This window comes from Microbacterium sp. JAI119 (assembly GCF_013410135.1).
GTDB lineage: Bacteria > Actinomycetota > Actinomycetes > Actinomycetales > Microbacteriaceae > Microbacterium > Microbacterium oxydans.
In genome coordinates this window covers 2,032,161-2,052,479 of sequence record NZ_JACCCK010000001.1, presented here as the reverse complement: position 1 = coordinate 2,052,479, position 20,319 = coordinate 2,032,161, and the positions used below count along the sequence as shown (strand labels likewise).

The following is a 20,319-nucleotide window of genomic DNA, read 5'->3' as shown; positions in this document are numbered from 1 at the left end:
CTGGAGAGGCGAATGGGTCGACTGGACGGCCGCGTTACGGGCAACCGTACCGAGGAACGTCCGGGCTCCTCAGGGCAGGACGGTGGGTAACGCCCACCCGGAGCAATCCGCGAGAAAGTGCCACAGAGAGCAGACCGCCCCGCAAGGGGTAAGGGTGAAAGGGTGGTGTAAGAGACCACCGGGGGTCATGGTGACATGGCCTGCCAGGTAAACCTCGTCCGGAGCAAGGTCAGACAGAGGATGTTGACGCGGCTCGCCGAGTCCTCGGGTAGACCGCTAGAGTGCCACGGCAACGTGTCGCCGAGAGAGATGGCCGTCGAAGGGGCGAAGAACCCCGGAACAGAACCCGGCGTACAGGTCGGCCCATTCGCCTCACACGCACGAAGGCCCCGATGACTGGAGAGTCGTCGGGGCCTTCGTGCGGATCCGGGTGGCTGAGCCTGTCGAAGGTCAGTCCCCGGCGAGCGACGCCGCGCCGATGATGCCGGAGTTGTTGCGGTGGATCGCCGGGACGATCGGGGTCTTCAGGTCGAGCAGCGGGAGGAAGTCTCCGGCGTTCTTCGACACGCCGCCGCCGACGACGAACAGGTCGGGGCTGAATAGGAACTCGATGTGCGAGTAGAACGCCTGCAGACGCTCGGCCCACTCGGCCCACGAGAGGTTCTCGCGCTCCCGTGCCGACGTCGCAGCGTAGGTCTCGACCGACTCGTATTCGCCGAAGTTGAGGTGACCGAGCTCGGTGTTCGGAAGGAGCACGCCGTCGTAGAGGAAGGCCGATCCGATGCCGGTGCCGAGCGTCGTGAGGAGCGTGAAACCGCGCACGTCCCTGGCCGCTCCGTGGCGGGCTTCGGCGACACCGGCGGCGTCGGCGTCGTTCACGAACACGATGTTGCGACCGAGACCGTCCCGGAAGAACCGCTCGGCGTCGAAGTCGATCCACTCCTTGGAGACATTGGCGGCGGAGAGGGTCTTGCCGCGCTTGACGATCGCCGGGAATGCGACGCCGAGCGGCAGGGTCGAGTCGTGCACGTCGAGGGTCTTCAGCACGGTCTGCACGGCATTGAGCACGTCCTGGGGCGATGCGCCCTCGGGGGTCGGTACCCGTACCCGGTCGGACGCCATGATTCCGTGCTCGAGGTCGACGATTCCTGCTTTGATACCCGTGCCGCCGATGTCGACGCCGATCGCTTTTGCCATGGGCGATAGCTTAGCGACCACGGTGCACGCCAGTAGGATCGATGACATCACGTGAAGAAGGGGCAGACATGTCTGACGGTGACCACAAGTACTGGTACAACTCCACGACCGGCGAGATCGAGTTCGGGATGATCTCGCCCTCCATCGACCGCATCGGTCCGTTCGACACCGAGGCCGAGGCCCGTCGTGCTCCGGAGGTCGTCAAGGAGCGTTCGCGCGCCTGGGCCGAGGAAGAGGCCGTCGAGCAGGGCTGGGACGTCAAGGGCCCCCAGAACACGGGCGACGCAAAGGGCCAGGGCGCAGAGTAGCCATGGACAAGCAGAGGGACTTCGTCCTCCGGACCATCGAGGAGCGCGGCGTCAAGTTCGTGCGACTGTGGTTCACCGACGTGATCGGCACTCTCAAGTCGGTGGCCATCGCGCCGGCCGAGGTCGAGGGTGCTTTCGCGGAGGGAATCGGGTTCGACGGTTCGGCGATCGAGGGGCTGACACGCACCTACGAGTCCGACCTGCTCGCCCAGCCCGATCCGACGACGTTCCAGACGCTGCCCTGGCGCGGCGAGATCGACCCGACCGCGCGCATGTTCTGCGACCTGACGACTCCCGACGGCCAGCCCGCCGTCGCCGATCCCCGTCACGTGCTCAAGCGCACGCTCGCGAAGGCCGCTGACGCCGGGTTCACGTTCTACACGCACCCCGAGATCGAGTTCTACCTGCTCAAGTCCTCGTCGTTCGGGCCGGAGGGGCCCGTGCCCGTCGACTCGGCGGGCTACTTCGACAACGTGCCCGGCGGCACCGCGCACGATTTCCGTCGCCGTTCGGTCCGGATGCTGGAAGACCTCGGCATCTCGGTCGAATTCAGTCACCACGAGGGCGGGCCCGGTCAGAACGAGATCGACCTCCGCTACGCGGACGCCCTCACCACGGCCGACAACATCATGACCTTCCGGACGGTGATTAAGGAGGTGGCGATCGAGCAGGGCGTCTATGCGACGTTCATGCCGAAGCCGCTCAGCGACCAGCCCGGAAGCGGTATGCACACGCACATGTCACTGTTCGAGGGTGACCAGAACGCCTTCTACGAAGAGGGCGCGAAGTACCAGCTGTCGAAGACGGGCCGGCACTTCATCGCGGGCCTCCTGCGTCACGCGAACGAGATCTCCGCGGTCACCAACCAGTTCGTCAACTCATACAAGCGGCTCTGGGGCGGCGACGAGGCACCGAGCTTCGTCACCTGGGGTCACGCGAACCGATCCGCACTCGTCCGCGTGCCGATGTACAAGCCGAACAAGAGCCAGTCGTCCCGCGTGGAGTACCGCGGCATCGATTCCGCGTCGAACCCCTACCTCGCCTACGCGCTCCTGCTCGCAGCCGGGCTCAAGGGCATCGAGGAGGGATACGATCTGCCGCCGGAGGCCGAGAACAACGTGTGGTCGCTGAGCGACGCCGAGCGGCGAGCTCTCGGTTACGAGGCACTGCCGGCGAGTCTCGACCACGCCCTGGAGTACATGGAGGCGTCCGAGCTCGTCGCGGAGACTCTGGGCGAACAGGTCTTCAACTACGTGCTGCTCAACAAGCGCAAGGAATGGGAGGCCTACCGCGGTCAGGTCACCCCGTTCGAGCTGAAGAGCAACCTCGAGCTGCTCTGACCCGCCCGATGGCGCGTCCTGACGATTCGGTCTCCCTCTCCGCCCTCGCCAGGCTCGGCTTCTCCGAGCTGAGCGAGGCCGCGGCAGGCCTCGCTGAGCTGGCGGAGATTCTCGATCAGCCGCGGACGGTGCTGCTCGAGGCTGCCGATGCCGCGGATCCCGATGCCGCCGTCCGCGGGCTGCTCCGCGTGGCCCGTCGGGATGAGTCGTCATTGCGTGGGCTCCTCGTCGACGAGGAGACCCGCCGCGGTGTCTGGCGGGTCTTCGGCGCCTCGGAGGGACTCGCCGAGTTCTTCCTCCGTCACCCGGACCAGCTGAGCGTCCTGGAAGCACCCCGCGATGCACTGCCATCGGCCGAGGAGCTCCAGGAGCGGCTGCTGGCCTCAGTCGGTGCGTGCGACGGGTTCGCGCAGTCGGGTGGGGACGACGAGGTCGTCGCGCTCAGAGTCGCCTACCGACGAAATCTCGCTGCCATCGCCGCGTTCGACCTCTCGCGCACGGCACCGGAGATGGCAGTAGGCCCCGTGTCGGCAGCGCTGGCCGACCTCGCGGGTGCTGCCCTGGAGGCGTCGCTCGCGGTGGCGCGGACCCGGGTGCAGGAGTCGATGGGGCGGGATGAGGTGGCGGCGACCCGTCTCGCCATCATCGGAATGGGAAAAGCCGGCGCTCGGGAGTTGAACTACGTCAGCGACGTCGACGTGATCTTCGTGGGCGGCAGCAGCGACGAAGAGGTCGTCACGGAGGCGCGTGCCATCGACATCGCGACCAGGCTCGCGCGCGAGACCATGCGGAACCTCGACGCGATCGAGGTGGAACCGCCGCTCTGGGAGGTCGATGCCGCGCTGCGTCCAGAGGGCAAGCAAGGTGCTCTGGTCCGCTCGCTCGCATCCCATCTCGCGTACTACGACCGCTGGGCCAAGAGCTGGGAATTCCAGGCTCTGCTCAAGGCTCGTCCCCTCGCCGGAGATGCGGAACTCGGGGCGGAGTACATCGCCGCAGTGCAGCCGAAGATCTGGTCCAGTGCCGCGCGGCAGGACTTCGTCGAGAGCGTGCAACGCATGCGGGAGCGCGTGATGGAGCACATCGACCCGGACGACGCTCCGTATCAGCTGAAGCTCGGGGCGGGTGGGCTTCGCGACATCGAGTTCACCGTGCAGCTGCTGCAGCTCGTCCACGGACTCACCGACGAGTCGCTGCGCACGCGCGGGACCCTCGAGAGCCTCGATGCGCTCGTCGAGGGCGGTTACATCGGGCGGGTCGATGCGGCGGCGTTCGCCGAGGACTACCGCCTGCTCCGGCTCATGGAGCATCGCCTCCAGCTGAGAGAGCTCAGCCGCACGCATCTGATGCCTCGGACTCCGGCAGGCCTGCGGATCCTGGCGAGGGGCACACGCCTCGCGGAGAGCGGTGACAGTGTGTGGGCCCGCTGGGAGAGCGTCCGGCGGGAGGTGCGCGAGATCCATACGCGCCTGTTCTACCGCCCACTGCTGAGCGCTGTCGCCGGTCTGCCGGAAGAGGAGCGGACCCTCTCCGCCGCTCAGGCGCACGACCGCTTGGCAGCCATCGGCTTCCGGGATCCGGCGGGCGCACTCCGCCACATCGGTGCGCTCACGAGCGGGCTCAGCCGCAAGGCGACCATCCAGCGACACCTGATGCCTATCATGGTGCGGTGGTTCGCCGACGGAAGCGATCCTGACTACGCGCTCCTCGCCTTCCGTCGCATCAGCGAGCGTCTCGGAGACACCCCGTGGTTCCTCAGGATGCTGCGCGATTCGTCGGGGGCGGCGGAGAGCCTCACCCGCCTGCTGTCCTCTTCCCGGTACATCGGCGAGCTCCTGGAGTGGATCCCGGAATCCGTGGCCTGGCTGGACAACGCTGGGCGGCTGCGCCCGCGCGGGGCCGCAGCCCTCGACGAAGAGGCCAGAGCGATCCAGACGCGCCATGAGACGATCGGCGATGCGCTGCGGGCCGTCAGGGCGCTGCGGAGGAGAGAGCTCCTGCGCACGGCCATGGGGGCGGTGCTCGATGTCCTCACGATCGAAGAGGTCGCCACCGCACTCACGGAGATCACCGAGGCGACGATCCAGGCCGCTCTCCGCGCGGTGATGCGCGAAGTCGTCCCGGTCGATGACGAGGCGCTCGACTTCGCCGTCATCGCGATGGGGCGCTTCGGGGGTGCCGAGCTGGGGTTCGGATCCGACGCCGACATCCTGTACGTCTACGACGCGAACGGTGTCGATCCCCAGCGCGCGCAGAAGCTCGCGACGCAGATCGTGGCCGGCCTCCGCGAGCACCTGACCGATCACCGGCTGCCGCTCGACCTCGATGCCGATCTGAGGCCGGAGGGGCGGAACGGTCCGATCGTCCGCTCCATCCAGGCATACGCGGAGTACTATCGCCGCTGGTCGCTGTCGTGGGAGGCCCAGGCGCTGCTCCGGGCGCGCGGAGTGGCGGGAAGCGCGAAGCTGATCGCCCGGTTCACGGCGCTTGCCGACACGATCCGCTACCCGGAGGCCATCGACCTCCAGGGCACCCGCGAGATCAAGCGCATCAAAGCGCGGGTCGAGGGGGAACGGCTGCCGCAGGGTGCTGATCCCCGTCGCCACCTGAAGCTCGGCCCCGGCTCGCTGAGCGATGTGGAGTGGCTGGTCCAACTCCTCCAGCTGCAGCATGCGCACGGTGTTCCCGGGCTGCGCACGACCTCGACGCTCGGTGCGCTCGAAGCCGCCGTCGCGGCCGATCTGGTCGCAGAGGAGGACGCCGCGCGTCTTCGCGCGGCGTGGCTGCTGTCCAGTCGTCTCAGGTCAGCGATCACTCTGCTGACCGGGCAGACCAGCGACGTGCTCCCCGCCGATCGCCGTCAGCTCGATGCGATCGGTCGTCTGCTCGGCTATCCCGATCGCTCCGCCACAGAACTCGAGGAGGACTACCTCGGGGTGACCCGGCGCGCCAGGAAGACCTTCGAGCAGCTCTTCTACGGGTGAGTCGAGAGCGTCGGTTTGCGGTATCGCGTGTCGTGTCCCAAGCTGACGATATGACCAACGCGCGAATCGGCATCGTCTGGAACCCTTCGAAGGTCGAGCAGGAGGTCCTGCAAGCCGCGGTGAGCGAAGTGTTCGACGACGGGTACGACATCCGCTGGTGGGAGACGACCCCCGAGGACCCGGGTCGCGGCATGGCTCGCGAGGCGCGTGAAGACGGCCGCGACATCGTGGTCGCCGTCGGGGGAGACGGCACGGTACGCGCGGTCGCCGAGTCGTTGGCGGGTTCCGAGACGGCGCTCGGGATCGTCCCGCAGGGGACCGGCAACCTCCTCGCGCGGAACCTCGAGGTACCGCTGAACAACGTGAAGGCCGCACTGGAGCGGGTGCGCGACGCCGAGCCCCGTCGCATCGACCTCGGCTGGGTGTCGTACGACGGAACCGAGCACGCGTTCGCCGTGATGGTCGGATTCGGGGTCGACGCCCAGATGCTGGTGGAGACCGACGACGACCTCAAGTCCAAGGCGGGCTGGCTCGCCTATGTCGAGGCCATGGGACGCGCTCTCGCCGGTACCGAGATGACCGACATCACCCTCACGATCGACGGGGAGAAGGCCGTCGCGGTGCGGGGCCACACCATGTTGATCGGCAACTGCGGGATGGTGCAGGGCGGCATCAGACTGCTGCCGGACGCCGTGCTGGACGACGGCAAGCTCGACGTGCTGATGATCAGCGCCGACGGCGCGCTGCAGTGGCTCGATACGCTGCGATCATTCGTGTGGGACAACGGCATCCGTCGCCTGTTCGGCGCGACGGATGAGGCCGTCAGCACCGACTCGGCACGCCACCTCCCGGTGGAGACCATCTCCGTCGAGCTCAAGACGCCTCTCGTGTTCGAGATCGACGGCGAGGAGATGGGCGAGGTCTCGGCATTCGACGTCCGCGTCGAGGCCGGCGCTCTCCTCGTCCGCTGAGGGCGCCCCGGCAGGAGCCGTGATCAGCGCGCCGATGCCGGCGGGACGATCTTCCTGTCCTGGGCCGGGAACGTCACCTTCTGCACGATGATGGTGATGCTCGCGGCGACGGGGATCGCCACGAGGGCTCCCAGGATACCGCCGAGTGCACCGCCGGCGACGGCGGCGATGACGACGAGCGCTCCCGGCACCGCGACGGCCTTGCTCATGATCCGCGGCGAGAGGATATAGGCCTCGATCTGCATGTAGATCAGGTAGTAGATGATCGCGATGAGCGCCGTCACGGGGGAGACGAAGAGGCAGATCAGAGAGTTGATGATCGACGCCGTCAGCGTTCCCACCAACGGGATCATCGACCCGATGAAGGCGATGAGTGCGAGCAACGCCGGAACGGGCGCGCCGATGATGGTGAGGAAGATCAGGCTCAGGATGCCGTTGATCAGCGCAAGGCTGGCCTGGCCCATCACATAGCGGCCCACGGCCCCGGAGACGTCCTCGAGGAGGCCGCTGAAGGTGTCCCGCTGGTACGCCGGGACGAAGCGTGCCGCGAGGTGCTTCATGCTGCGCAGCGATGCCATGAAGTACAGCGTCAGGATCAGGACGATGGTGACACCGGTGAAGCCGCCGGCGATACCGGCGCCGACCGCGAAGACGCCGCCGCCGATGTCGAAGAAGTTGTTGGGATCCTTGAAGAACCCGAGGACGCCCTGAACGGCGTCGTCGATGGTGCCGAACTGGCTGCTGACGTCCTTGTACCAGGCGCTGGCCATGAAGTCCTCGACCATCTTCGGCCCGTCCTTGATCAGGTTGCCGACCTGTTCCACGAGGAGCGGGACGATGGCGAGGATGATGCCGGCGAACGCGAGGAGCACAGCAGCGACGACGATGGCTACGGCGGCGGCGCGCGGGAGCTTCTTCTCGATGAACGAGACGATCGGGTCGAGGCCGAGGGCCAGGAAGACCGCCACTCCGATATAGACGAAGACGGTCGCGAGCTGGCCGATCACTCCGCCGATGGCCAGGGCGACCAGCACCCCGAGGGCGCCCAGCAGGCCGAACATGAACGGGTTGGTCCTCGCATATGCGACGACCGCGTTCGAGGGCTGAGACGGTGCGGCGGCGACCGGCGTGTGTGCGTCGGTGTTCACGATGACTCTTCTACGGCGCATGGTTCCCCCGGTCGATGCTCAGACTCACCAGTTGAACACTCGCGAGTCCACCGGGTCAAGCCGGGAACGGCCACTGGCGCGCCCCCTCGTTCGACGAGAAGATGAGCCATGACCGAACACGCTCCCCATCGCGACGCCCTCGCCGTCACCGCCTACCTGTATGCCTTCCCGCTGGTGTTCAATCTCGGACAGGTTCGACGTTCGGTGCAGAACGGCATCGGCACCATGGCGGCGACCCCTCTCAACGCCATCGCCCACGCCCGCACGCTCGCGAGCGCAGACGACGACTTCGTCTCGATCAACAACGACACGGTGTACTCCTTCGCGCAGATCGATCTGAGCGCTGGTCCCGTACGGCTGCATCTGCCGGACGCGGGGGATCGGTATCACGTGATGCAGTTCGTCGATGCGTGGACGAACAACTTCGCGTACGTGGGCACCCGTGCGACAGGCGGAGGGGCGAAGGACGTGGTCCTGCGGGGACCGTCGACTCGGTCCGAGACGCAGGCCGTCCCCGACGTCATCGAGATCGATGCGCCGACGGATGTCGTCTCGCTCGTCGGTCGCTGGGCCGTCGACGGCGATGCTGATCTTCCGGCCGTTCACGCGCTGCAGGACGCGATGTCGCTGACCGGAGTTGCCGGACAGGGGCTTCCCGACGCCGCGCCGCAGGGATCCGAGGCTCTGGACTTCTGGGAGCAGTTCCGCGTGTGGTCGCGGGCCTTCCCCGGCGCGGCGCGAGACCGTGCGCTCGAGGCCACGTTCGTCGAACTCGGGATCACCGGCGAGGCTCCGGTCGGCGGACTCGGCGAGACCGCCGTGGCCCGTCTCGAGGATGCGTTCGCGGAGGGAAGCGCTGCGCTCGATGCGATCCTTCAGTCCGGATCCGCTCCCGTGATCAACGGCTGGCAGATGACTCTGCATGTGTTCGACTACAACCTCGACTTCTTCCAGATCGGTGCACTGGACGACCCTCAGTGGAAAGCACCCGAGGGGCTTCAGCGCCTGGCTCTGCGAGCAGGATCGGCCAAGGCGGGGCTCTGGGGCAATCACGGCTACGAGGCGGCGTACATCATGACGTACGTCGATGATCGCGGGGAGCAGCTCACCGGGGAGAGGAACTACACCCTCCACCTCGCGCCGCCGCCCCCGGTCGGCGCGTTCTGGTCCGTGACGATGTACTCGTTGCCGGAGTTCTTCCTGGTGGACAACCCGATCGACCGATATTCCCTCGGGGACCGGACGCCGGGAATCGTCTATGGAGACGACGGCTCGCTGACCATCACCATGAGCCATTCCGCACCCGAGGACTCCCTGGCGCGGGCCAACTGGCTGCCGACGCCGTCCGGAGAGTTCCGGCCGATCATCCGCATGTACATCCCGGGGGAGGCGGTGCTGAACGGGACCTACGAGCCCCCGGCGATCGTCCGCACCGCGTGATGACGTCCGGGATCACGACGAACGCCCGCCAGGAGGACCCTGGCGGGCGTTCGTCGTCGCTTCGAAAGGGCGATCAGACCCCGAAGTACAGCTCGTACTCGAACGGGTGCGGACGCTGCGCCATCGGCAGGATCTCGTTCTCGTACTTGTAGGAGATCCAGGTCTCGATGAGCTCCTTGGTGAACACGCCGCCCTCGAGGAGGAACTGGTGGTCGGCAGCCAGGGCGTCCAGCGAGTCGAGCAGCGAGTTCGGGACCTGCGGGATGTCCTTGGCCTCCTCGGGGGGAAGCTCGTAGAGGTCCTTGTCGACCGGCTCGTGCGGCTCGATGCGGTTCTTGATTCCGTCGAGGCCTGCCATGAGCTGCGCGGCGAAGGCGAGGTAGGGGTTGCCCGAAGCATCCGGTGCGCGGAACTCGATGCGCTTCGCCTTCGGGTTCGAGCCCGTGATCGGGATACGGATCGCGGCGGAGCGGTTGCCGGCCGAGTAGACCAGGTTGACGGGAGCCTCGAAGCCCTTGACCAGACGGTGGTAGCTGTTCAGCGTCGGGTTGGTGAAGGCGAGCAGGGCGGGCGCGTGCGCCAGGATGCCGCCGATGTACCAGCGCGCGATGTCGCTGAGCTGGCCGTAGCCGGCCTCGTCGTAGAACAGCGGCTTGCCGTCGTTCCACAGCGACTGGTGCGTGTGCATTCCCGAGCCGTTGTCACCGTAGAGGGGCTTGGGCATGAAGGTCGCGACCTTGCCCCACTCCTCGGCCGTGTTCTTGACGATGTACTTGAACTTCAGGATGTCGTCAGCCGCGTGCACCATGGTGTCGAAGCGGTAGTTGATCTCCTGCTGGCCGCCCGTGCCGACCTCGTGGTGCGAGCGCTCGAGGATGAAACCGGCGTCGATCAGCTTGAGGGTGATGTCGTCACGGAGGTCGGCCGTCTTGTCGACCGGGCTGACCGGGAAGTACCCGCCCTTGTAGGGGGTCTTGTTCCCGAGGTTGCCGCCCTCCTCCTCGCGACCGGTGTTCCAGGCGCCCTCTTCGGAGTCGACGCTGTAGAAGCTGGAGTTCGAGGTGACGTTGTAGCGGACGTCGTCGAAGATGTAGAACTCGGCCTCGGGGGCGAAGAACGCGGTGTCGGCGATGCCGGTCGAGGCCAGGTACTTCTCGGCCTTCTTGGCGACCTGACGCGGGTCCTTGGAGTAGATCTCGCCGGTGCGCGGGTTGTAGATGTCGAAGAGCATGACGAGCGTGCTCGCCTCGCGGAACGGGTCGACGTACGCCGTCGTGACGTCGGGGATGAGCTGCATGTCGGACTCATGGATGCTCGCGAAGCCGCGGATCGAGGAGCCGTCGAACAGCTGACCGTCGGTGAAGAAAGCCTCGTCGACCGTCGATGCAGGAATGTTGAAGTGCTGCTGTACACCCGGGAGGTCGGTGAAACGGATGTCAAGGAACTTGACGTCGTTCTCCTTGATGTAGGTCAGTACCTCGGACGAATCTTTGAACATGTACGACTCCTGTAATGCGGATCGATGGCTTCACGGCCACTCTGCAGAGTACGGACGGGGGATTTCTCTACGGTATCCGCTTTGTTTCGGGCGTGTTACGAGCGTGAGGGCGTCAGCACGTCATTTCACGCTCGGTAGGCTGGGGGAGTGACGGATGCAGTGAACGCGTACCCCGGTGAACGACTCGGACTCCCCGAATCCGGTTCGGGGAGCATCGCCCGTCCCGGCCGCCGGATCGGCGCCCTTCTGATCGATTACACAGCGGCGACGATCATCGCCACCGGATTCCTCGGGTTCAATCAGTTCGCCCTGCCGACGGAAGCGGGTCTGACCCAGTTCGCCCCGATGCTGGTGTTCGCCGTGCTGCAGATCGTCTTCATCCCGACCGCAGGCGGCAGCCCGGGGCACCGCATCCTCGGCATGCGTCTCGCCCGTCTCGACGGGGGCTGGGTCGGGCTGTGGCGCCCGATCGTCCGCACGCTCCTGCTCGTGGTTGTCGTACCCGCCGTGATCTGGGACGCCGACCAGCGCGGTCTGCACGACAAGGCGGTCGGCACGGTTCTCATCCGCACCTGACGGCTCCGCCCGACGGAGTCAGTCGCGGCCGCGGTTGCGCCGACGCGCCTCGCGCGGTGCTCGTCCGCCGAGGAAGGAACGGGCGGGGTCGACGATGTAGCCGCGGCGCAGGGCTTCACGCCCGATGAGCATCCGGAAGCCCATCTCGTCACGGTTGCTCAGCGTGACCTCCGCGAGCACTTCGCGATCCACGAGCCGGATCAGAAGCTCGACCACGAGCCGCTCCTGGGCATGCCCTGACGAGCTCCGCACGGCACGACGGTCGTGGATCGGGCACTCGACCACGACCGCGTCCTCCTGGCTGTCCTGCCAGGGTTTGACCTTGAAACGGACCCAGGGCTCGTCGTCCTGCTCGAACTCCACGATGTCGAAAGCGTGCAGCGATGAGGTGCGCGCACCCGTGTCGATCTTGGCCTTCAGCCAATCCACCCCGAGATCGGGCAGGCTCACCCATTCTCGCCACCCCGTAAGGGTGTTTGAATGGGGGGTAGTCCTACTCACCTGATACATCCTGGCAGGAAAAACCCCCCGTGAAGATCGCAGTGCTCTCCCGCGCGCCGCAGGCGTACTCCACCCAGCGTCTGCGTGCAGCCGCGCTCCAACGAGGGCACAACGTCAAGGTGCTCAACACGCTGCGCTTCGCCATCGACCTCACGGCCGATGAACCGGACCTGCATTACCGCGGACGACAGCTCAGCGACTACGACGCGATCCTCCCTCGCATCGGGAACTCGATCACCTACTTCGGCACGGCCGTCGTGCGTCAGTTCGAGCAGATGGACGTCTACACGCCGAACACCGCCAACGGCATCTCGAGCGCCCGTGACAAGCTCCGCGCGAATCAGATCCTCTCGCGCCACAACATCGCGATGCCGCCGACGGCCTTCGTGCGCAACCGCGCGGATGTGCGACCGGCGATCGAACGGGTCGGCGGAGCCCCGGTCGTCATCAAGCTGCTCGAGGGCACCCAGGGAATCGGGGTGATCCTCGCTCCGCAGGTGAAGGTCGCCGAGGCGATCATCGAGACCCTGCACTCGACCAAGCAGAACGTGCTGATCCAGAAGTTCATCGCGGAGAGCCGCGGACGCGACATCAGAGCGCTGGTCGTCGGCGACCGCGTCGTCGCCGCGATGCGACGTTCCGCTGCCGGTGACGAGTTCCGATCGAACGTGCACCGAGGAGGGTCCGTCGAGGCGGTCGAACTCGATCCCGTCTACGAGCGCGCGGCGGTGCGCTCGGCGCAGATCATGGGCCTGCGGGTCGCGGGTGTCGACATGCTCGAGGGCGAAGACGGTCCGCTGGTCATGGAGGTCAACTCCTCGCCCGGACTCCAGGGCATCGAGACCGCGACGAAGCTCGATGTCGCTGGTGCCATCATCGACTACATCGCGGGGCAGGTCGCTTTTCCGGAGATCGACGTGCGCCAGCGTCTCACGGTCTCAACGGGCTACGGTGTCGCCGAGCTCATGGTGCACGGTGCGGTCGACCTGGTCGGGAAGACGTTGGGCGAGGCGGGACTGTGGGAGCGGGACATCACGGTCCTCACGCTGCACCGCGGCGTCAGCGTGATCCCGAATCCCCGCAAGCACGTCGTGCTCGAAGCCGACGACCGGCTGTTCTGCTTCGGCAAGCTCGACGAGATGCGATCGATGGTCCCGGAACGTCGGCGTCGTCGGGCGAAAGTCCGTCGTCTGCCTCGGCAGCCGCTCTCCGAGTGAAGGAGAGAGCGCGGCCGTCCTCGAAGGAGGACGGCCGCGCTCTTGAGTCGTGCGGTGCGTGCGATCAGCGCGGACGCTGAGAGCGCACCTTCGTCGGGTCGATGCCCTTCGGGATCGGCAGCGAGGAAAGCGACTGCGACACCGAGTCGACGCGACGGATGACCGCGGCCATCGTCGCCTTGTCGATCGCCTTGGGGAGCTTCTTGATCGTCTTCGAGAGGTCGGCGATCGCGACTTCGTCGTCACCGTGTCCGACGTACAGAACGGTGACCGGGACGCCGTGCGCGACGCGCTGGGCCTTGCTGCGCTCCTCGTTCACGAGACGGGTCAGTCGTCCGCGTGCGCCTTCGCCGACGATGACGATGCCGCCGCGGCCGATGGTGCGGTAGACAGCTTCCTGCGTCTTCGGGTTGATGCCGACGGGAGTCTCCGAGGCCTGCCAACTGCGACCAAGGCTGGTGCTCAGCACGTGGCCGGTCGCACCGGGCATGCCGTCGATCTTGCTGTACATGGCAGAGGTCGAGAGCCGCGTCATCAGGAACAGGGCGCCGAGGATGCCGAGCATCAGACCCGTGATGCCCCACAGGACGAGCGTCCATACCTGGAAGGGAGGGATCAGATAACCCGCGACGAGCCCGAGCAGGACGCCGCCGATGAGGATCGCAGCCTGTGCCCACGGCAGCCAGGAGTAGGCCTCACGTGTGAACCGGAAGAGGGACTTGATCTGGGAGAAGAACCCAGGACGCTTTTCGGGTTCAGGAGCACGCTTTGCCATGAGCACCAGCCTACCGAGTCTGACGACCTCGTGATGTCGGCGTTCGCGTGGAGCGGAGCGGCCGGATTCCACTCCTCCTGCACTGCAGAGGCATCAGAGGGGATCCGTCCCGACGCTCCGCCCTGGCGGCTTCCGGGAGGATCTCCGCGGTGAGATGGAGGAATGGAAGACATCGCGATCGACGACGGTCGAGGAACGCCGCTCGTTCCGCGGGCGCACCGTGTGGTGCGCACCCTCGATCCCGCGGAGGGGCCCTTCTCGGGCACGCTCGTGACCCACGGCGATGAGGTGGTCGTCAGAGTGGATGTCGCGCGCCTCGGCGGATGGGCGGGATGGCGCTACTCGGGGACGGAACACATCGCCGCTCCCATCGACGTCAGCCGGCGCCGGGATGGTCACGACGCGTTGCTCCCGTGGTGCACGGATCGGGTGCGCGGATACCTGGGCCGTCGAGAGGCAGCGGGATCGGGCATCACTGCGGGGGAGATCAGCACTCTCGTCGTCAGCCTCCTTCGTGGACTCGACGAGTTGGGGGAAGGGATCGATGGGGTGCACACGGGCACGTGGTGGCTCACCGACGGTGGACGGCCTGTCTTCGTCATCGGGGAGGGCGCCGATGTCAGGGCCGGTGTGGTGGAGCTCGTCGAGCTTCTCGGCGATCAGACCGCGGACAAGGTGGTCCGTCGCGCCCTGTCGGGCATCGGAGAGGGGCTGCACAAGACTCTCGCTCAGCCGCGTCTGCCTCGCAAGCTCACGGAGGCATGGGAGACCATGGTGCTCGACGTCGCTGCGCCGCAGCCTCTCCGGCGCGAGTTCCACACCCCGGAGCGGGCTCGGGATGTCGCTCGGGCGGTCGGTCCCCGCGTCGCCGTGGCTCGGGAGAGAGCGCCGCTCCTGCGCGCGGACCGGGTCCGCCATCGGGACGCGGGTCGCACCCGCGCCATCAGCGCGATCGTCGACGTGGTGCAGAAGGCGATCATCGAGCTGCGCGCGCGCTCGGAGAGAGGGGCGCAACATCCTCACCGACGATCCACACGGCCGAGGAGGGGACGCGAGCGATCGACGGCTCGTTCGAAGGTCCGTCTGCGTTCCCTTGCCATCGCGGGAGGCGCCGCAGCGGCTGTGCTGGTGGGAGGACTGCTCCTTCCCGGTGGTGAGTCGGAGACAAGCGCCCGTGGCGCGCCCGGCAACACGGACACACCGGCGCCGGCATCCTCCGGGGAGGCGTCCGACGTCCCGACGCCCCGTGCGACGGATGTCGCGGAGAGCGAGGCCACGCAGCCGAGGTCTGCTGCGGCCGACGATCCCGTCGCGGCGCTGTCAGCGCTCCTGCGGATCATCGCGCAGTGCAGCGCCGATGGAGACGGCGCGTGTCAGAGCGCCGTGGCCGGGAATGCGGAGGGGATCGTCGATGCGCTCAGCGCGAAGCCCCGCGTTCCGACGGCACCCGAGCTGGTCGATGCCTACGGCGACGTGGCGGTCATGCGATTGCGTGCGATCCCCGAGAGCGATGCGGGGATGGCCGACGCCGCGTCCTCGGACGAGACCATCGTCGTCCTTTTCCGCACAGACGAGAAATGGCTGATCCGCGACGTCTATGACGTCGCGGATCAGCCAGGATGACTCGTGTCGGTCAGGCTCCGAGCTGAGCGGCGAACTGCGCAGCCTCGAGGCGGGCCTTCACGGCGCCGAGGAAGCGTGCCGCGTCTGCGCCGTCGATGATCCGGTGGTCGTAGGACAGCGCGAGGTACACGTAGGACCGGACGGCGATCGCATCCGCGCCGCCCACCTTGACGAGTCCGGGGCGCTTGACGACGGTACCGGTGCCCAGGATCGCCGACTGCGGGAGGAAGACCACAGGCGTGTCGAACAGCGCGCCGCGGGAGCCCGTGTTGGTCAGCGTGAAAGTTCCGCCGGCCAGCTCGTCGGGCTTCAGCTTGTTGTCGCGGGTGCGAGCAGCCAGATCGGCGATCTCGTGCGCGATCTGCGCGATGTTCTTCGAGGCGGCGTCGCGCAGCACCGGCGTGAGCAGTCCACGCTCGGTGTCGACGGCGATCGAGACGTTCTCGCTGGCCGGGTAGACGATGTTCTCGCCGTCGACCGTCGCGTTCACGATCGGGAACGCCTGCAGCGCTTCTGCGGTTGCGAGCGCGAAGAACGGCAGGAAGGAGAGCTTGTCACCCGTCTTCTCGAGGAAAGAAGCCTTCACGCTGTCGCGGTAGTCGGCGAGTGCGGTGACATCGACCTCGACGACCGTGGTCAGCTGGGCCGTCTGCTGCATCGACTCGACGGCACGCTTCGCGAGGACCTTGCGAAGCCGCGACATCGGCTGTGTCGTGCCGCGCAACGGCGAGACCTCGAGCGGCGCGGGAGCAGCAGGAGCCGCGGCGGCGGGCGCTGCCGCCGCCGTCTCCGCAGCCTTCAGGACATCTTCCTTGCGGATGCGACCGCCGACACCGGTTCCGGTGACGGAAGCCAGGTCCACTCCCTGCTGGGAGGCCAGACGACGCACGAGCGGTGTGACGTAGAGGTTGTCGCTCTCGGTCGGGAGCGCGAGCTTCGCCTCGGCTGGCGTCGCAGCGGCGGGAGCCGGAGCAGCCGCAGGAGCCGGAGCGGCGGCAGGAGCCGGAGCGGCGGCAGGAGCCGGAGCGGCGGCAGGAGCCGGAGCAGCGGGCGCTTCGGCTGCGGGGGCGGGCGCGGGAGCCGCAGGCGCAGCGGGTGCCTCGGCTGCGGGCGCGGGAGCCGGGGTCTCAGCGGCGGGGGCAGCGCCGGAGCCGACGCGTGCGAGCACGGCGCCGACGGCGACCGTCTCGTCCTCGCCGGCCACGATCTCCTGAACCACACCGGCAACCGGCGACGGGATCTCGGTGTCGACCTTGTCGGTGGAGATCTCCAGAAGAGCCTCGTCTACGGCGACGCTGTCGCCGACCTGCTTGAGCCACCGGGTGACGGTGCCCTCGGTGACGCTCTCGCCCAGCTCGGGGAGCACGATGTCGGTGGCGTCGCCCGCGGGTGCGGCAGGAGCGGCCTCTGCGGCGGGCGCCGGTGCTTCTGCCGACGGTGCGGGAGCAGCCGGAGCGGCGTTCTCCGCAGGTGCGGCCTGCGCGGGGGCAGCCTCGGCGGGTGCGGCCTCGGCTTCAGGTGCCGCGGCTGCGGGCGCGTCTGCGGCGGGAGCCGCTCCGCTGCCGTCGCCGATGCGCGCGAGGAGCGCGCCGACCTCGACGGTCTCGTCTTCGGCCACGAGGATCTCCTCGATCACGCCGCTGACGGGGGAGGGGATCTCGGTGTCGACCTTGTCGGTCGAGATCTCGAGCAGGCCCTCGTCCGCCTGCACGGTGTCTCCCACCTGCTTGAGCCAGCGGGTGACCGTACCCTCTGTGACGCTCTCGCCGAGAGCGGGGAGGACGACGGATGTGCTCATGACTGAGTCTCCTTCAAGAAGTTGTATGACGCTTGTCTAGCTTAGTGACTCGGGCACCGGTTGGTGCTCAGAGGGCGTGCAGGGGCTTGCCGGCCAGGGCGAGGAAGGCTTCCCCGAGGGCCTCGCTCTGGGTCGGGTGGGCGTGGATCAGGGGCGCGATGTCCTCCGGGTGCGCCTCCCAGGCGACGGCGAGCTGTCCTTCCGTGATGAGCTCGCCGACGCGGTCGCCGAGCAGGTGGACGCCGACGACGGGGCCGTCCTTGAGGCGGACTACTTTCACGAGCCCGCCCGTCCCGATGATCTCGCTCTTGCCGTTGCCGGCGAGGTTGTACTCGTAGGCGATGACCGCGTCGGCACCGTGTGCGGCGACCGCTGCCTCTTCGGTCACCCCGACCGAAGCGACCTCCGGGCTCGAGTACGTGACCTTGGGGATCTGCGAGTCGGGGATGTTCACGGGGGACAGCCCCGCGATGCGCTCGGCGACGGCGATGCCCTGTTGGAATCCGCGATGTGCGAGCTGCAGACCGGGCACGATGTCTCCGACCGCCCACACGCCAGGGACTCCGGTGCGCAGGTTGTCATCGACGGTCACGAAACCGCGGTCGAGCGTCACGCCAGCCTCCTCGAATCCGAGGTCGGAGGTGACCGGACCGCGCCCGACGGCCACGAGGAGGTAGTCGGCCGTGAACTCCTTGCCGTCTTCGAGGGTCACGGTGACGGATGTCCCATCCTGGACCGCACCCTGGAATCGGGTTCCGAGGGAGTACTGGATGCCGCGGCGCCGGAACGCACGCTCCAGACCCTTGCTGAGAGCGATGTCCTCGTTCGGGACGAGGTGCGGCAGAGCCTCGATGATCGTGACCTCGGAGCCGAACGACCGCCACACGCTCGCGAACTCGACCCCGATCACGCCGCCGCCGAGGATCAGTACGCGCTCGGGGATCACGTCGAGGGCGAGTGCCTGCTCGCTCGTGAGGATCCGCCCGCCGATCTCCAAGCCGGGAAGCGAGCGGCTGTACGAGCCGGTCGCGAGCACGACGTCCGTGCCCACGTACACGTCGTCTCCGACGCTGACGCTGTGGTCGGGGTTCAGGCGGCCGAGTCCGCTGACGGTGGTGATCCCACGCGCCTTGACCAGCCCCTCCAGTCCCTTGAACTTCTTGGCGACGATGCCTTCGCGGTACGTGCGCACCCCCGCCGGATCGATGCCCTCCAGGCTCGCGGTGACGCCGACGGACGCGGCATCGCGCACGTGCTCGGCCACCTCAGCGGCATGCAGCAGCGCTTTGGTCGGTATGCATCCCCGGTGCAGGCAGGTTCCGCCGACCTTGTCCTTCTCGATCAGCGCGACGGACTCGCCGAGCTCACTCGCGCGCAACGCCGCGGCATAACCGCCGCTGCCGCCGCCCAGGACGACGATGTCGAAGGTGTGGGTTGTCATAGGTCATGCCTCCGTGTGGGATGCTGCGGCGAAGGCGACGATCGATCGGACCATCGCCCCCGTTGGGCCCTTCTCGGTGAAGCCGTACGGGGCGCCGGCGTGTTCGCCGGATCCCGCGATGTCGAGGTGCACCCACGGGATGCGCGGGGCGTCCTCGGCGTCAGAGGTGCGACCGACGAAGCGGCGCAGGAACAGGCCTGCGTAGGACGCACCGCCCATCCTGTCGCCCATGTTCGCGTTCTGCAGGTCGGCGATGGGGGACTCGAGCGACTCCTCCATGTAGTCCGGCAGCGGCATGTGCCACGCCGGCTCGTCGACCTGAGCGGTCGCCGACATGAACGAGGACACAGTGTCGACGTCGCCGAAGACACCGGTGTGCCGGTGGCCCAGCGCGGCGACGATGGCGCCGGTGAGAGTCGCCACATCGATGATGACGTCCGGGTTCTCACGGCCCGCGGCGACGAGACCGTCGGCGAGCACGAGTCGCCCCTCGGCGTCGGTGTTCTGGACCTCGACGGTGGTCCCGTCGAGGATGCGGATGACATCGCCAGGGCGCAGCGCGCGCCCCGACGGCATGTTGTCGGTGATGCACAGCCACGCGGTCACGCGGACCGGGAGGCCCAGTGTGGCGATGGCGCGGATCGCGGCGAGAGAGGTCGCCGCGCCGGCCATGTCGAACTTCATGCCGACCATCGAGGCAGCCGGCTTCAGGGAAAGGCCACCGGTGTCGAACGTGATGCCCTTGCCGACCAGGGCGATGTGCCGTGAGGCGTCGGCGGGGGAGTAGTCGAGGCGGACGAGACGCGGAGGGCGATCCGACCCCTGACCGACGCCGAGGATGCCGCCGAAGCCCTGCTCGGCAAGAGCCTTCTCGTCGAGGATCTCGACCGAGACGTCGAGGTCGGCCACGCTGTCGGCGGCGCTCTGCGCGAGCTGTGCCGGACTCTGCCACTCTGCGGGCACGTTCACGAGATCCTTGATGAGCGCTACCGCGTCTCCCAGGACCTGCGCGTATTCGACGTCGTCGTCGTCGACCGCGGCATGGAGCGTGATCGACGTGGCGCGCCCCTTGCCCTTCTCCGTGCGGTAGCCGTCGAACTTGTGCCCGCCGAGCACCGCACCCTCGGCCGCCACAGCGGCGAACGACTCGAGGCCGTCGGCGAGAGCCACCGCGACGTGCTCGAAGCCGGTGAGCGTACGCAGCGCCGTACCTGCCGCGTTGCGCACGGCAGCAGCGTCCGGCGAGCTGCCGACGCCGACCACCGCGAACGGCGAAGACGTCACCTCGGGGACGAACACGCGGGTGAACGATCCGACCGAACCGGTGAATCCGACGCCGGCCAGCGCATCGGCGAGTCCGGGGTAGCCGGCCAGTGACTCCGCCGAATCGGGGAGAGCGGCGACGATGAGCACTGCGGCATCTGCAGCGCTTCCGGGGAACTGATCGGTGGTGTGCGAGAGCACGGGAAGCGTCATGCCTC

Annotated in this window: 16 protein-coding genes and 1 other RNA gene; 9 read left to right on the top strand and 8 right to left on the bottom strand. The window is 67.6% G+C overall.

Features of this window, described 5'->3' with window-relative positions; translation table 11 throughout:
• Positions 1 to 13 precede the first annotated feature (13 nt).
• Positions 14 to 370, top strand: an RNA gene (gene rnpB, locus HDC31_RS09890) — RNase P RNA component class A.
• Positions 371 to 450: 80 nt separating this feature from the next.
• Here the strand turns inward: rnpB and ppgK are convergent.
• Positions 451 to 1,197: a polyphosphate--glucose phosphotransferase gene (gene ppgK / locus HDC31_RS09885; protein WP_046749111.1), complete on the bottom strand. Its 747-nt coding sequence runs from the start codon at positions 1,195 to 1,197 to the stop codon at positions 451 to 453.
• Positions 1,198 to 1,265: 68 nt separating this feature from the next.
• On the opposite strand from ppgK, the gene HDC31_RS09880 reads away from it, so the two are divergent.
• From HDC31_RS09880 to HDC31_RS09865, 4 genes are read left to right on the top strand one after another with little or no spacing between them, the layout of a single operon-like run.
• Positions 1,266 to 1,505, top strand: coding sequence for a hypothetical protein (locus tag HDC31_RS09880; RefSeq protein WP_058631777.1), 240 nt, complete (start codon positions 1,266 to 1,268; stop codon positions 1,503 to 1,505).
• Positions 1,506 to 1,507: 2 nt separating this feature from the next.
• Positions 1,508 to 2,845, top strand: a complete 1,338-nt coding sequence (glnA, locus tag HDC31_RS09875; RefSeq protein WP_046749109.1) for a type I glutamate--ammonia ligase — start codon at positions 1,508 to 1,510, stop codon at positions 2,843 to 2,845.
• An 8-nt stretch (positions 2,846 to 2,853) separates the two neighbouring features.
• Positions 2,854 to 5,829, top strand: a complete 2,976-nt coding sequence (locus HDC31_RS09870) for a bifunctional [glutamine synthetase] adenylyltransferase/[glutamine synthetase]-adenylyl-L-tyrosine phosphorylase (protein ID WP_179516041.1) — start codon at positions 2,854 to 2,856, stop codon at positions 5,827 to 5,829.
• A gap of 50 nt (positions 5,830 to 5,879) precedes the next feature.
• Complete coding sequence (locus HDC31_RS09865; RefSeq protein WP_046749107.1) at positions 5,880 to 6,800, top strand: diacylglycerol kinase family protein; 921 nt, start codon at positions 5,880 to 5,882, stop codon at positions 6,798 to 6,800.
• Positions 6,801 to 6,823: 23 nt separating this feature from the next.
• On the opposite strand, the gene HDC31_RS09860 is transcribed toward HDC31_RS09865, so the two are convergent.
• Complete coding sequence (locus tag HDC31_RS09860; RefSeq protein WP_258546263.1) at positions 6,824 to 7,948, bottom strand: AI-2E family transporter; 1,125 nt, start codon at positions 7,946 to 7,948, stop codon at positions 6,824 to 6,826.
• A gap of 129 nt (positions 7,949 to 8,077) precedes the next feature.
• Here HDC31_RS09860 and HDC31_RS09855 point away from each other — a divergent pair, with 129 nt between their 5' ends.
• Entirely contained in the window at positions 8,078 to 9,409 is a 1,332-nt protein-coding gene (locus HDC31_RS09855; RefSeq protein ID WP_058631774.1) for a DUF1254 domain-containing protein, read from the top strand.
• A 73-nt stretch (positions 9,410 to 9,482) separates the two neighbouring features.
• Here the strand turns inward: HDC31_RS09855 and glnA (HDC31_RS09850) are convergent, their stop codons facing one another.
• Positions 9,483 to 10,907 carry a type I glutamate--ammonia ligase gene (gene glnA, locus HDC31_RS09850; RefSeq protein WP_046749104.1) on the bottom strand — a complete coding sequence of 475 codons (1,425 nt, stop codon included), beginning with the start codon at positions 10,905 to 10,907 and terminating at the stop codon, positions 9,483 to 9,485.
• A 147-nt stretch (positions 10,908 to 11,054) separates the two neighbouring features.
• On the opposite strand from glnA (HDC31_RS09850), the gene HDC31_RS09845 reads away from it, so the two are divergent.
• On the top strand, positions 11,055 to 11,483 hold the full coding sequence (locus HDC31_RS09845) for an RDD family protein (protein WP_308431906.1): 429 nt from the start codon (positions 11,055 to 11,057) through the stop codon (positions 11,481 to 11,483).
• Positions 11,484 to 11,501: 18 nt separating this feature from the next.
• Here HDC31_RS09845 and HDC31_RS09840 read toward each other — a convergent pair whose 3' ends face one another.
• Positions 11,502 to 11,993, bottom strand: a complete 492-nt coding sequence (locus tag HDC31_RS09840; protein ID WP_171010949.1) for an ATP-dependent zinc protease — start codon at positions 11,991 to 11,993, stop codon at positions 11,502 to 11,504.
• A 20-nt stretch (positions 11,994 to 12,013) separates the two neighbouring features.
• Here HDC31_RS09840 and HDC31_RS09835 point away from each other — a divergent pair, with 20 nt between their 5' ends.
• Positions 12,014 to 13,201 carry a RimK family alpha-L-glutamate ligase gene (locus tag HDC31_RS09835; RefSeq protein ID WP_045264814.1) on the top strand — a complete coding sequence of 396 codons (1,188 nt, stop codon included), beginning with the start codon at positions 12,014 to 12,016 and terminating at the stop codon, positions 13,199 to 13,201.
• A 64-nt stretch (positions 13,202 to 13,265) separates the two neighbouring features.
• Here the strand turns inward: HDC31_RS09835 and HDC31_RS09830 are convergent, their stop codons facing one another.
• Complete coding sequence (locus HDC31_RS09830) at positions 13,266 to 13,976, bottom strand: DUF4191 domain-containing protein (protein ID WP_046749091.1); 711 nt, start codon at positions 13,974 to 13,976, stop codon at positions 13,266 to 13,268.
• A 162-nt stretch (positions 13,977 to 14,138) separates the two neighbouring features.
• Here HDC31_RS09830 and HDC31_RS09825 point away from each other — a divergent pair, with 162 nt between their 5' ends.
• Positions 14,139 to 15,599, top strand: coding sequence for a hypothetical protein (locus HDC31_RS09825; protein ID WP_113680463.1), 1,461 nt, complete (start codon positions 14,139 to 14,141; stop codon positions 15,597 to 15,599).
• A gap of 10 nt (positions 15,600 to 15,609) precedes the next feature.
• On the opposite strand, the gene sucB is transcribed toward HDC31_RS09825, so the two are convergent.
• The 3 genes from sucB to HDC31_RS09810 form a co-directional block, all read right to left on the bottom strand.
• Positions 15,610 to 17,397, bottom strand: a complete 1,788-nt coding sequence (gene sucB / locus HDC31_RS09820) for a 2-oxoglutarate dehydrogenase, E2 component, dihydrolipoamide succinyltransferase (protein ID WP_179516040.1) — start codon at positions 17,395 to 17,397, stop codon at positions 15,610 to 15,612.
• Positions 17,398 to 17,464: 67 nt separating this feature from the next.
• On the bottom strand, positions 17,465 to 18,838 hold the full coding sequence (gene lpdA, locus HDC31_RS09815) for a dihydrolipoyl dehydrogenase (protein ID WP_179516039.1): 1,374 nt from the start codon (positions 18,836 to 18,838) through the stop codon (positions 17,465 to 17,467).
• A 3-nt stretch (positions 18,839 to 18,841) separates the two neighbouring features.
• Positions 18,842 to 20,314, bottom strand: a complete 1,473-nt coding sequence (locus HDC31_RS09810) for a leucyl aminopeptidase (RefSeq protein ID WP_113681263.1) — start codon at positions 20,312 to 20,314, stop codon at positions 18,842 to 18,844.
• Positions 20,315 to 20,319: the final 5 nt, after the last annotated feature.

Excerpts from the sequence above, each read along its gene's own strand:
- ppgK (WP_046749111.1), bottom strand. The coding sequence starts at position 1,197 with ATGGCAAAAGCGATCGGCGTCGACATCGGCGGCACGGGTATCAAAGCA.
- HDC31_RS09880 (WP_058631777.1), top strand. The coding sequence starts at position 1,266 with ATGTCTGACGGTGACCACAAGTACTGGTACAACTCCACGACCGGCGAG.
- glnA (WP_046749109.1), top strand. The coding sequence starts at position 1,508 with ATGGACAAGCAGAGGGACTTCGTCCTCCGGACCATCGAGGAGCGCGGC.
- HDC31_RS09870 (WP_179516041.1), top strand. The coding sequence starts at position 2,854 with ATGGCGCGTCCTGACGATTCGGTCTCCCTCTCCGCCCTCGCCAGGCTC.
- HDC31_RS09865 (WP_046749107.1), top strand. The coding sequence starts at position 5,880 with ATGACCAACGCGCGAATCGGCATCGTCTGGAACCCTTCGAAGGTCGAG.
- HDC31_RS09855 (WP_058631774.1), top strand. The coding sequence starts at position 8,078 with ATGACCGAACACGCTCCCCATCGCGACGCCCTCGCCGTCACCGCCTAC.
- glnA (WP_046749104.1), bottom strand. The coding sequence starts at position 10,907 with ATGTTCAAAGATTCGTCCGAGGTACTGACCTACATCAAGGAGAACGAC.
- HDC31_RS09840 (WP_171010949.1), bottom strand. The coding sequence starts at position 11,993 with ATGTATCAGGTGAGTAGGACTACCCCCCATTCAAACACCCTTACGGGG.
- HDC31_RS09830 (WP_046749091.1), bottom strand. The coding sequence starts at position 13,976 with ATGGCAAAGCGTGCTCCTGAACCCGAAAAGCGTCCTGGGTTCTTCTCC.
- HDC31_RS09825 (WP_113680463.1), top strand. The coding sequence starts at position 14,139 with ATGGAAGACATCGCGATCGACGACGGTCGAGGAACGCCGCTCGTTCCG.
- sucB (WP_179516040.1), bottom strand. The coding sequence starts at position 17,397 with ATGAGCACATCCGTCGTCCTCCCCGCTCTCGGCGAGAGCGTCACAGAG.
- lpdA (WP_179516039.1), bottom strand. The coding sequence starts at position 18,838 with ATGACAACCCACACCTTCGACATCGTCGTCCTGGGCGGCGGCAGCGGC.
- HDC31_RS09810 (WP_113681263.1), bottom strand. The coding sequence starts at position 20,314 with ATGACGCTTCCCGTGCTCTCGCACACCACCGATCAGTTCCCCGGAAGC.